Source organism: Pseudoxanthobacter sp. M-2 (assembly GCF_046156265.1).
In the GTDB taxonomy this organism is placed as follows: domain Bacteria; phylum Pseudomonadota; class Alphaproteobacteria; order Rhizobiales; family Segnochrobactraceae; genus CAMDHY01.
Map to the genome: position 1 here is coordinate 1 of NZ_JAWDIR010000012.1, position 12001 is coordinate 12001.

Genomic DNA, 12001 nt, shown 5'->3' on the forward strand with positions numbered 1-12001 from the left:
GCCGCGACAGACGTTGGCATTCTGGATGGATCGCCCGGTCAAGCCGGGCGATGACGGAGTGAGGTTTGGCACGGGACCATACTGTCTTGCGATCGTCCGTGACGGAATCCACCACGAACGTCGTCCTTCATAGCGATCTTTAGCCGAATCCGCGACGACCGCAGTGCTATCCTCCCGCCGCACCGGCCGCGACGGGCCGGGCGGGGGAGGAGACCATCCGTGACCGATGCCGACCGCGCCTGCCTCGCCGACCTCACGCGAAAAGTGCTGTGGCTCTCCACCTGGACGATCCACCACGCCAACCACGTCCGTGCCAACGAGGACGGGCTGAAGGTCGGCGGCCACCAGGCCTCGTCAGCCTCGCTCGCCACCATCCTGTCGGCGCTCTATTTCGCCGTGCTGCGGCCGGAGGACCGCGTCGCGGTGAAGCCGCACGCGAGCCCGGCCTTCCACGCCATCCAGTACCTCCTCGGCAACCAGACCAAGGACAAGCTCGAGCGCTTCCGCGCCTACAAGGGCGCGCAGTCCTATCCGTCGCGGACGAAGGACGTCGACGACGTCGACTTCTCCACCGGCTCGGTCGGGCTCGGCGTGGCGCAGACGCTGTTTGCGAGCCTCGTGCAGGACTATGTGCACGCCCACGGCTGGGCCAAGGGCCGCCGCGAGGGCCGCATGGTGGCGCTGATCGGCGACGCCGAGCTCGACGAGGGCAACATCTTCGAGGCGCTCCTGGAGGGCTGGAAGCAGGGCCTGCGCAACACCTGGTGGATCATCGACTACAACCGCCAGAGCCTCGACGCCGTCGTCCGCGAAGGCCTCTACGAGCGCTTCGAGGCGATCTTCACCGCCTTCGGCTGGCAGGTGGTGACGCTGAAATACGGCTCGCTGCAGCAGGCGGCGTTCCGCGAGCCTGGCGGCGAGCGGCTGAAGGCGTGGATCGATGCCTGCCCGAACCCGCTCTATTCGGTGCTGGTCTTCCAGGGCGGTGCCGCCTGGCGCAAGCGCCTCACCGACGAACTCGGCGACCAGGGGCCGGTGTCGGCGCTGCTCGACAGGCGCTCGGACGCCGAGCTCGCCGCGCTGATGGGTAACCTCGCCGGCCACGACCTGCCGTCGCTGGTGGACGCCTTCCAGGCGATCGACCACGACCGGCCGGTGGTGTTCATCACCTACACCATCAAGGGCCACGGCCTGCCGCTCGCCGGCCACAAGGACAACCACGCCGGGCTGATGACGCCCGACCAGCTGGAGACCTTCCGCACCGCCATGGGCGTGCGCCCCGGCCACGAGTGGGACCGCTTCGAGGGCCTGAAAACGCCCGCCAAGGAGCTCGAGCGCTTCCTCGCCCACGTGCCGTTCAATGCGCAGGGCCGGCGGCGGCTCGAGGCCGCCACCGTGCCCGTGCCGGACGCGCTGGAGGCCCCGAAGCAGGCGGAGCTCTCCACCCAGCAGGGCTTCGGGCTGATCCTCAACGAGATCGCCCGCACGGACTCCCCGCTCGCCGCCCGCATCGTCACGACGGCGCCGGACGTAACGGTGTCGACCAACCTTGGCGCCTGGGTGAACCGGCGCGGCCTGTTCGCCCGCGAGGAGATGGCCGACACCTTCCGCCAGGAGCGCATTCCGTCCACCTTCACCTGGGCGTTCTCGCCGAAGGGCCAGCACATGGAGCTCGGCATCGCCGAGATGAACCTGTTCATCCTGCTCTCGGCGCTCGGCCTGTCGCACTCGCTGTTCGGCGAGCGGCTGATCCCGATCGGCACGCTCTACGACCCCTTCATCATGCGCGGCCTCGATGCCCTCAACTACGCCTGCTACCAGGACGCCCGCTTCGTGCTGGTCGCGACCCCCTCGGGGCTTACGCTCGCGCCCGAGGGTGGCGCCCACCAGTCGATCGCGACGCCGCTGATCGGCATGGCGCAGGACGGGCTCGCCGCCTTCGAGCCGGCCTTCGTCGACGAACTCGCCGTGATGCTGCGCTTCGCCTTCGACTATCTGCAGCGCGACGGCGGCGCCGGTGGCGCCGAGCCGAACGAGCGCACCTGGTTGCGCGACGAGACCGGCGGCTCGGTCTACCTCCGCCTTTCCACCCGCGCGCTGGAGCAGCCGCAGCGGCCGATGACGCCGGAATTGGCCGAGGGCATCGTCGACGGCGCCTACTGGCTGCGCGAGCCCGGCCCGAACGCCGAGATCGTCGTCGCCTTCATGGGCGCCATCGCGCCGGAGGCGATCGCGGCCGTCGGGCTGATGGCCGAAGACCGCCGCGATGTCGGGCTGCTCGCCGTGACCTCGGCCGATCGCCTCAACGCCGGCTGGACGGCGGCGAGCCGGGCCCGCGAGCGCGGCCTCGTCCACGCCAAGAGCCACGTCGAGCGCCTGTTCGAGCGGCTGCCGCGCCACTGCGGCGTCGTCACCGTGCTCGACGGCCACCCGGCGACGCTCGCCTGGCTCGGCTCGGTCGCCGGCCACCGGGTCCGCTCGCTCGGCGTCGAGCACTTCGGCCAGACCGGCAACCTCCCCGACCTCTACCGCGCCTACGGCCTCGACGCGGCTGCGATCGTCGCCGCCGCGCAAGCCCTCGCTCCGGGAAGGCCGATCCGCCACCTGAAGGCGCTCTGACGGGCGCATTCAGGCTGACATGGCGTGGGTGCCCCCTTTCTCGTGGGGAAGAAGTGTCTCCACCGCCCGTGTGGCAGACCCTCCGATCGAAATGCGACGCGAACCCTCCCCCCTCGCGGGGGAGGGCAGGGAGGGGGGGCCGCGGGCACCGCCTTCAATCAGGCCGCCACGCAGCCGCAACACCCTGTAGACAACCCGCGCCCCGGGCTGGCAGCCTCCGGCCCGACCACCATCGGAGAGCGGGCATGGCGTCGAAGAGCATCGTCGGGATCAGTGGCAACCTCGCGCGGCCGTCACGCACCCGCGTGCTGGTGGAGGCGGTGCTCAACGAGGCCGCCGCCCGCGGCCTCGGCACCACCACTCTCTACGACCTCGCCGACGCCGGCCCCGAGCTCGGCCGTGCGATGGGTCGCAAGGACGCGCCGGCCGATCTCGACCGGGTGTGGTCGGCGATCGAGGGCTGCGATGCCCTCGTCGTCGGCTCGCCGGTCTACAAGGGCTCGTACGCGGGGCTGCTGAAGCACCTGTTCGACTTCGTCGACATGAAGGCGCTTTCGGGCAAGCCGGTGATCCTGACGGCGACGGCGAAGGCCGACGGTCACGCGCTGATGATCGACCACCAGTTCCGGCCGCTGTTCGCCTTCTTCGGCGCCTTCACGATCCCGCAGGGGATTTACGCCACTGACGCCGACTTCGCCGCGCCGGACAGGCTCGCCGACGGCGCGCAGGCGAAGGTCGCAACCGCCGTCGACCAGCTGCAGCGCCTCATCGGCTGAGCAGTCGCCCGACCGGCGTCTCCTGTCGGAGCTAGCGCTCGTGCAGTTCTTTAATCTTCGCCAGAATCTCCGCCGCGCGGTGATCGAAGCTGTGGTGCTCGACCACGAGCGCCCTGAGCGCTTTGGCGCGGGCGGCGCGGCGGCGGTCGGCCTTGAGCCGGCGGATGGCGGCGTCGGCCTCCTCCGGCGTCGCCGCGGTCGCGACGAGATCGCCGAAGACCTCTTCTAGGCTGAGGGCGGGGTCGGAGAGGATGGTGGCACCGGCGGCGGCAGCGTCGAACAGGCGGTTCGACAGGAAGCCCTCCGCCGCCATGTCCGGCCAGTGATCATTGATCACGATCGCGGCGGAGGCGTAGTGGGCCGACAGCGCGTCGTTCTCGATGTGGGTGCCGGCGATGCGGTCGTCCGGCACGATCCCGGTCCAGCCCTGACCGGTGACGCGGACGGGGTGCCCGGCCGCCTCGACGCGGTCGACCATCGCCCGGCGCTGGCCGCGGGTGTTGCCGACGAAGACGACCGCCCCGGCCGCCGGCCCATTGGGGCGCCGAGCGGCAGGGAGCGGCTGGAACAGCTCGGGGTCCGTCGCCTGCAGCAGCGGGCTGACGTGGTCGCCGAGGCGGGGCTTCAGCTTCTCGGCATAGGGTTTCGAGGCGACGAAGACGTGGTCGTAGCCCTGCAGCTCGGCGAGGCTCACCTCGTCCGGATGGCTGATCAGCCACAGGAGGTTGAGCGCGCCGGCTGACGGCCGGTAGCGCGACAGGCCGCGCAGCACGATCACCACGTCGTCGCCACTGGTCTGCCCGCCGTACCAGTCGGGCAGGTCGTCGATGCGGACGATGGCGCCGGTGCGCTCCAGTGCCCGCTTCAGGGCCAGCGCGAAGTGGTGGTCGCCCCAGGCCGCCCGCTCGGCGGCGCTCGGCACCGGGCTCTTGATGGCGATGCGCAGCGTCGACCGAACCGCCGCCAGCGCCTCCACCAGCGTCGCGGCGCGGTGGCGGTAGTCGTGGCGGGCGAGCACCTCGGCGCGCATCTCGGTGGCGAGCGCCTCGCGGGCCGCGTCGTCGCCGAGATAGCGGTCGACCAGCGCGCGCAGCTCCTCCGGCGTCGAGAAGCTCGGCAGCCGACCGCCGAACTGCTCGGCGACGCCGCCGGTGCAGTTGGTCAGCACCAGCGCGCCGGCGGCCGTGGCGTCGAAGACGCGGGAATTGAGCGAGTCCCAGACGCGCGTCACAGGGTGGGAATCGTCGATGACGAGCTTCGCCGAGCCGTAGACGCGCGGCAGCTCCTGATAGGGCACCGGCCCGCGCCAGTAGGGCGCGAAGGCGGGGTCCTCGTCCCAGCCGTGGCCGTAGATGGCGAAGCGGGCCTTGAGCGTCGCAGGGTCGAGCTGATGCACCGCCTCGCGCGCGTCGCCCCAGAAGTGGCCGGTGAAGGCGATGTCGGCCTCGTGCTCGGCGGCGGGGCCGGTGGGCGCGAAGCGCCGGGTGTTGGCGGCGATCGGCAGCAGCGACACCGGCCGGCCGGTGGCGGCGCGGATCGCGTCGGCGGCCTTGGTGGCGCTGGCGAAGATCACCGCGCAGCGGTCGAGGGCGCCGTTCGCCAGCCACTCGTCGGTGCGGTTGCGCACCCAGGCGACGGTGACGAGGCCCGCCGCGCCGCCGGTCATCGCACCGGCGGGGAAGTCGTGCCGCATGACAACGAACACGTTGGCGCCGGCGAGGTCGCGGCAATTGAGATCGGCGAAGACGACCTCGCAGCCGTGTGCCTCCTTCAGTGCGAGCCCGAGCTCCATCGCGGTGAAATAGTCGCCCGCCGGCGTGCGCGGATCGGCCGAGGTGACGCCGAAGGCGACGCGGAGGCGGCGTGGCGGCGTGGCGGCTGACGGCTCGGCCGCGGAGCCCGCCTCGCCCTCCGCCAGCCAGACGACCGGGAAGGGCACCGGTCCCTCGCTGCCGGGCAGCACCAGCCCGTCGCCGACCACCATCACCGCGACCGTCCGTCCGCGGCCGTTCAGAAGCTGCGGCGGGAAGGCGACGTGGAAGCCGCAATCGGCGCGGCTGCCAGCGGGCGGCGTTGCTTCGATGCCGAGATCGGCGAGCAGCCGGCCGGCGGTGACTGTCGCGACCAGTTCGCCGTCGACGGTGACGGCGACCGTCACCGGCCGGTCGGTGGCGCGGTCGACGGCGAAGCCGGTGACGCCACGGTAGCTCACCGTGGTGACGGCGCCGGCGAAGCGGTGGCCGCCGGTCGGCTGGTCGGCGGGGCTGATCTCCACCGCCACCTCCGGCCGGTCGGCCGGTGTCAGCGTCTCGCCGTCGGCGGTGACGGTGAGAAGGCGCGGGGCGTCGAACAGGTCGATCGGCACGGGCAGGGCGAAGCTGCCGTCGCGGCCGGCGTGGCCCGCTGCCACGCGGCGGGTGCCGTCGAAGACCTCGATCGCGACCGGGCTTTCAGGGCCGGCGGCGTTGCGCGCGACGCCGGTCAGCACGCCGCCGGAGACACCGTCGACGTGGCCATCGATGGGGCGGCGGACCGTCAGCGTGTCATGGCCGCCGGCGCTGCCGATGCGGTAGCCGGCCTCGCCGAAGCGCACCGCGACGTGGTGCCCGGCGCCGTCGCACAGCGACGGCGGCAGCCGCCAGCGGAAGGCGAGCCGGCCGCCCGCAGCCGGCGCGAGCGGCGTTGCAGCGACGACGGCGCCGTCCACCTCGATCAGCACCGCCTCCGGCGCCTCGACACCGGCGGCAGGCCCGACCATGCCGGCGATCCAGCCGGCGCGCTGGCGCAGCACCTCGGTGGCGAGCGGGCGGAAGGCGACGACGCGGCGGCTGCCGGGCAGCTCCGTGCCGGCGACGCGGATGGCGATCTCGCGGGGCACGCCGTCGAGCAGCACCGCTGGCGGCACCAGCGTGAAGCCGGATGACCGGCGGCCGAGGGGGCCAAGCTCCGGGCGGTCGCCGTCGGCCACGGCGGTCGCGACCACCGTCTCACCGGCGACGAGCTCGACCGTCACCGGGTCCCGGCGCAGCAGCGAGTAGGCGAAGCCGGTGACCGTGGCGCCGTCGCTAGCGGGGTCGACACCGCCGCGCAGGAACGGCGCATCGAGGCCGAGGGTGGCAACGAAGGCGGGGTCGAAGCCCAGCGCCAGGTCGAGGTCGACACCGTCGTCGACAGGCAGCGTCGTGCCGTCCTCGGCGACGAAGGCGAGGCCGGCGCCACTGGCGCCGTCGAGCTCCGGCGGCACGACGAAGACGAAGCCGTGGGCGGCGAGCGCCTCCTCGAGGTCCGGGCGCGGGCGGTCAGCGGTGACCGTGTCGATCGGCCGGCCGTCGTGGAGCACGGTGACGGTGACCGGCGCGGTGCCGCGGCGGCGGCGCGCCCACCCGGCGACGGCACCGGCGACGACCGCGTCGACCCTCCCCACGATCCGCTGCCGCATGCGTGCCCGTCCCTGCCGGCGCCAGAGGCCGCGCCGCGCCTCGATCTTCCTTAAGGTCGCGGCCCCGGACGGTCGAGTCCGACCGGGAAACGTCGTGAACGCAAAGCGGTGGTGGCGCGACGGGGCGGGTTGCTGCTAGCAGGGGACGCCGTTCCTTCGCCGGGGCGGGCGAGCGACGAGGTGAAGTCGGGAATGACGGGGGAAACGCCGCACGGCCGCGCCATCGCGGTGATCGGGCTCGGCTATGTCGGGCTGCCGGTCGCCGTCGCGTTCGCCAGGGCCGGCGCCCCCGTCGTCGGCTTCGACGTCGATGCCGGCCGCATCGCCGAGCTCTCCGCCGGCCGCGACCGTACCCGCGAGATCGACCCGGCCGACCTCGCCACGGCACCCGTGCACTACACCGCCGATCCGGCTGCGCTGGCCGCGGCGGACTTCTTCATCGTCACCGTGCCGACGCCAATCGACGACGCCAACCGGCCGGACCTGTCGATGGTGGTCGCCGCCTCGCGCACCGTCGGCGCGGCGCTCAGGCCGGGCGCAATCGTCGTCTACGAATCGACCGTCTACCCAGGCGTCACCGAGGAGATCTGCGTGCCGGTGCTGGAGGCCGCCTCGGGCCTTTCCTGCGGGCGCGAGTTTACCGTCGGCTACTCGCCCGAGCGCATCAATCCGGGCGACCGCACCCGCCGCTTCGAGACGCTCACCAAGGTGGTCGCCGGCCAGGACGAGGCGACCCTCGACGTGGTCGCTGCGGTCTACGGCTCGGTGGTGACGGCGGGCGTCCACCGGGCACCGTCGATCAAGGTGGCGGAGGCGGCGAAGGCGATCGAAAACGCCCAGCGCGACCTCAACATCGCCTTCATGAACGAGCTGTCGCTGATCTGCGCGGCGATCGGCATCGACACCCACGACGTGCTGACGGCAGCGGCGACGAAGTGGAACTTCCTGCGCTTCGAGCCGGGCCTCGTCGGCGGCCACTGCATCGGCGTCGATCCCTACTACCTCACCTACCGGGCCGAGCAGGCGGGCATCCACCCGCAGGTGATCCTCGCCGGCCGCCGCATCAACGACGCCGTTGGCAGCCGCGTCGCCACCGAGTGCGTGCGCCTGCTCCTGAAGCGCGGCGCTAGCGCCCGCCGTGTCGCCGTGCTCGGCCTCACCTTCAAGGAAGACGTCCCGGACATCCGCAATTCGCGCGTCGTCGACGTGGTCAGGACGCTCGAGGGCTTCGGCATGGAAGTCGGCGTGCACGACCCGATCGCTGACGCCGCCGAGGCCGCCCGCGAGACCGGGCTGACACTGTCGCCGCTCGAGGACCTCGCCGGTGCCGACGCGGTGATCGTCGCGGTGGCGCACGGGGCCTACCGCCGCGGCGGCTGGGACCTGGTGCGCGGCCTGCTCGGCCCGGCCGGCGGCCCGGTGCTCGACGTCAAGGCGATCCTGCCGCGCGATGGCCGCCCAGCCGACGTCGATCTGTGGCGGCTCTGAGGGTGCCGTCTCGGCCGGCGCCGGGCCGGTGGACCGAACTGAAAGCGAAAGGCGCCAGCCAGAAGGCGCCAGCCAGATGAAGGAGTTGGAGACATGAAGGTGCTGGTCACCGGCCACGCCGGCTTCATCGGCTTCCATCTCTGCCGCCGGCTGATCGCCGACGGACACCTCGTCTCCGGCATCGACGCGATGGTGCCCTATTACGACGTGCGCCTGAAACAGCGGCGGGTGGAGATCCTCGCCCGCTCGAACGCCTTCCGCGGCCACGAGGTCAACCTCGTCGACATGGAGCGGACGCGCGCGGTGATCCTCGACGAGGAGCCGGACGTGATCATCCACCTCGCCGCCCAGGCCGGCGTGCGCTACGCGCTCGAGAACCCGCGCTCCTACATCGAGTCGAACGTCGTCGGCACCTACAACATCATCGAGATCTGCCGCGAGCGGGCGGTGAAGCACCTGATGCTCGCCTCGACGAGCTCGGTCTACGGCGCCAACCCGGACGTGCCGTTCCGCGAGACGGACATGACCGACCACCCGCTGACGATCTATTCGGCGAGCAAGAAGGCGACCGAACTCGTCGCCCACTCCTACGCGCACCTTTGGAACATCCCGACGACGGCCTTCCGCTTCTTCACGGTCTACGGGCCGTGGGGCCGGCCGGACATGGCGCTGTTCAAGTTCGTCGACGCGATGCTGAAGGGCGAGCCGATCGACGTCTACAACCACGGCAAGATGGAGCGCGACTTCACCTACATCGACGATCTCGTCGAGGGCATCGTGCGGCTGATCCCGGCGGTGCCGGTGCGCGGCGAGCCGGTGGCGGAATTCGACTCCCTGAGCCCGGTCGCACCCTTCCGCGTGGTCAACATCGGCAATGGCCAGCCGGTGACGCTCACGGCCTTCATCGAGGCGATCGAGCGCTCGCTCGGGCGGGAGGCGGTCCGCAACTACATGGACATGCAGCCGGGCGACGTGCCGCGCACCTTCGCCAGCGCCGATCTTCTGGCGGCGCTCACCGGCTTCCGGCCGAACACGCCGGTGGAAGAAGGCGTCGAGGCCTTCGTCGCCTGGTTCCGCGAGTACTACGGGGTCTGACGACGCGAGCCTGCGGCTTGCCCGCGCGGCCGCCGCCGTGGACAGTCGCCGGGGCGGAGGAGCAATGCGGCGCACACGGCAGAGCGGGGCGGTGGGGGCGGCCGCCATCGAGGCGGTGGCGGCCCTTGCGGACGCCGACTACGTGTCGCGCCGCTGGCCGGGCTTCGAGGCGGGCTTCGACGCGCCCCATCTCGCCGAACGGCTCCGGGGCCTCACCGTCGCCGAGGCACCGCCGATCAACCCGCTCCTCGACTGGGGGCACCTCGCACGGCTCGCGGGGGCGGACGGCGCCGAGACGGCGCTCGCCGTTCTCGCCGACTATGCCGGGCGGGGCCTGCCGGCCGGGCTGTCGCCGCATCCGCTTCTCCGCGAGAGGATCGTCCGCCGACGCGCGGCCGGGACGCTCGCGGGCGACGGCGCCTGGGTGCGGGCGGCGTTCGCCGCCGCCGACGAAGAGGGCCGCACCTTTCTGCCGGTGCTCGATCCGGCCTTCGTGCTGACGACGCTGGGCGTCGCACCGGACGCGCTCGCCGGCTGGGGCTTCCGTTCCGTGGGCCGCTTCTATCTGGCAGAGGCCGTCCGCCGCGGCGTGCCGCCCTGCGCCGTCTTCGACCCCGTGTTCGTGCTGGCGGCGACCGGCCGGTCCGTCGAAACTGGCGCCGCACCGCCCGTGGTGCTGGCGGCGGCGCTCGCGGCCTATCTCGATGCGATCGAGCGCGGCGAGGCGCCGTCGCCGTCCGCCGTCTTCGACGAGGCCTTCGTGTGGACGACGCAGCCGGCCGTCGCGGCGGCCCTCGCCAACGGTGCCGGCTCGGCGCTGGAGGCTTGGCTTGCCCTCGGGTCGCCGCCCGTCGCGCGCACGGCGAGCGGCCTCGAGGCCTTCCCCGAGGCGATGCCTCAGCCGTGGTGGGAGCGGGAGCGCCGTGCCGCCACCCTGCGCGGCCGCAAGCGCCTCACGCCTGCGCGGCTGATCGCCGAGGCGGTCGAGCGGGTGCGGACGGCCGATCCGCCGACGCTCGCCGTCCGCGTCACGCCGCAAATGCCCGAGGCGGTGTTCGCCGGGGAAGCCGTCACGCTTTTCGCCGACGGCTTTGCCTGCAGCCCGGGCGGCGTGGTCGCCACCGTCGCGCTCTGCCTCGGCGACGACGAAGTGGCCCGCGAAGTCTTCCAGGCCTTGCCGCGGGCCGAGGCGTTCGCCCGCTCGACCGATGTCGTCGACGCCACGGCGCAGCTCTTCGGTGGCTTCGCCCTCGCCTGGACGGGGCCGGCGCCGACGATTGGGCGCCATGCGGTGACGCTGCGGGTCGGGGTGGCGGGGCCGGGCGGGGGAGAAGCGCTGACGCGGACGGTGGCGCTCGGCACATTCGAGGTGAGGCGGCGACCGGTCGCGAGGCGGGCGCCAGCGACGAAGCCCGCGCCCATCATCGCAATCGCGATGGCGACCTTCGAGCCCAACGGCGAGCTGTTCGCGGCGCAGCTGGAGTCGATCCGCGCCCAGACGATGCGGGACTGGCGCCTCGTCGTCAGCGACGAATCCGAGACTGTGGCTGCGCGGGACCTCGTCGAGCGGCTGACGCGCACGGATCCACGGATCTCCGTCCGGCATGGCCCGCGGCTCGGCGTCGTCGGCAACTTCGAGCGGGCACTCCGGGCAGGCGACCAGCGGGCGTCGTTCGTGGCGCTGGCCGACCAGGACGATCGCTGGCACCCCGACAAGCTCGAACGGATGCTCGCGCGCATGACGGAGGGCGTCGCGCTGGTGCACGGAGCGATGCGCCTCGTCGATGCCGGGGGACGCGCGCTGCCCGGGGTCGCCGAGACCCGCCGTCTGCCGGGCCCGTCGCTGGCCGATCTCCTCGCCGAGAACGAGGTCACCGGCGCCTCGACTCTGATGCGGATGTCCGTGGTGGATGCTGCGCTGCCGCTGCCGCGCCTGCCGGGGCTCTTCCATGACCACTGGCTGGCGCTGGTGGCGCGCGTGCAGGGCCGCGTCGTCTTCGAGCCGTCGGTCGTGCAGGACTACGTGCAGCATGGCGGCAACGTCGTCGGCGAGGACCCGCGCCGCGACCGCACCGCAGCCGCCCGCCTGGGGCGCGAGCGGGAGGCCTTCCGTCGGCTGATGGAGCAGCGGCTGGCCGGGGAGGGCGGCGTGCCGGCTGGGGTAGCGGAGCGGGCGCTGCTGCCGGCGGCCTTTGCGGTCGTTCCAGCCGCGGTGATGCGGCTTGCCGCGTGGGACGCCCTCATGCCGCGCCTGCCGGCCGAGTGGCCGATGGGCCTCGCGCACGGTTTCGGGCTGCCGGGGTTGCGGGCGCCGGCGGCCGGCCGGTCGGCCGAGGTCTCGCCCTCACGCGAAGCCGGCCGCCTGACGAAGACGCGCCTCGCCGCCTTCGCGAAGGCGCTCGCTGCGGCCGCCGACGAAGAGGGTGGCGGCAATGGGAACGTGGGCGCGCCCGCCCGCCTCGGCGTCGCATCGTGGCTCGCTGACGGCCTCGCGGCCCTCGAGGCGATGGCCGGGCGGCCGGCGCTGGTCACCGCGATCGCGGCGATCCATCACCGCCGCGCCGCCGCGAAGACGCGCTGACGG

General features: G+C 72.8%; 6 protein-coding genes. 5 read left to right on the top strand and 1 reads right to left on the bottom strand.

From position 1 onward, the window contains the following. Nucleotides 1–219: 219 nt before the first annotated feature. Together RUR49_RS10655 and RUR49_RS10660 are read left to right on the top strand one after the other, a co-directional pair. Nucleotides 220–2619: a transketolase gene (locus RUR49_RS10655; protein WP_409146382.1), complete on the top strand. Its 2400-nt coding sequence runs from the start codon at nucleotides 220–222 to the stop codon at nucleotides 2617–2619. A gap of 245 nt (nucleotides 2620–2864) precedes the next feature. Continuing rightward, on the top strand, nucleotides 2865–3395 hold the full coding sequence (locus RUR49_RS10660; protein WP_409146383.1) for an NAD(P)H-dependent oxidoreductase: 531 nt from the start codon (nucleotides 2865–2867) through the stop codon (nucleotides 3393–3395). A 31-nt stretch (nucleotides 3396–3426) separates the two neighbouring features. On the opposite strand, the gene RUR49_RS10665 is transcribed toward RUR49_RS10660, so the two are convergent. Then, nucleotides 3427–6834, bottom strand: coding sequence for a glycosyltransferase (locus RUR49_RS10665; protein ID WP_409146384.1), 3408 nt, complete (start codon nucleotides 6832–6834; stop codon nucleotides 3427–3429). Nucleotides 6835–7026: 192 nt separating this feature from the next. Here RUR49_RS10665 and RUR49_RS10670 point away from each other — a divergent pair, with 192 nt between their 5' ends. From RUR49_RS10670 to RUR49_RS10680, 3 genes are all read left to right on the top strand, one after another. Beyond that, complete coding sequence (locus tag RUR49_RS10670) at nucleotides 7027–8322, top strand: nucleotide sugar dehydrogenase (RefSeq protein WP_409146385.1); 1296 nt, start codon at nucleotides 7027–7029, stop codon at nucleotides 8320–8322. Nucleotides 8323–8415: 93 nt separating this feature from the next. Beyond that, nucleotides 8416–9417, top strand: a complete 1002-nt coding sequence (locus tag RUR49_RS10675) for an NAD-dependent epimerase (RefSeq protein WP_409146386.1) — start codon at nucleotides 8416–8418, stop codon at nucleotides 9415–9417. Nucleotides 9418–9481: 64 nt separating this feature from the next. Next, a complete protein-coding gene (locus RUR49_RS10680) occupies nucleotides 9482–11998 on the top strand; it encodes a glycosyltransferase (RefSeq protein ID WP_409146387.1) in 2517 nt (838 codons plus the stop codon). Nucleotides 11999–12001: the final 3 nt, after the last annotated feature.

Coding starts and splice junctions, on each gene's coding strand:
- RUR49_RS10675 (WP_409146386.1), top strand. CDS start 8,416: ATGAAGGTGCTGGTCACCGGCCACGCCGGCTTCATCGGCTTCCATCTC.
- RUR49_RS10680 (WP_409146387.1), top strand. CDS start 9,482: ATGCGGCGCACACGGCAGAGCGGGGCGGTGGGGGCGGCCGCCATCGAG.
- RUR49_RS10670 (WP_409146385.1), top strand. CDS start 7,027: ATGACGGGGGAAACGCCGCACGGCCGCGCCATCGCGGTGATCGGGCTC.
- RUR49_RS10660 (WP_409146383.1), top strand. CDS start 2,865: ATGGCGTCGAAGAGCATCGTCGGGATCAGTGGCAACCTCGCGCGGCCG.
- RUR49_RS10665 (WP_409146384.1), bottom strand. CDS start 6,834: ATGCGGCAGCGGATCGTGGGGAGGGTCGACGCGGTCGTCGCCGGTGCC.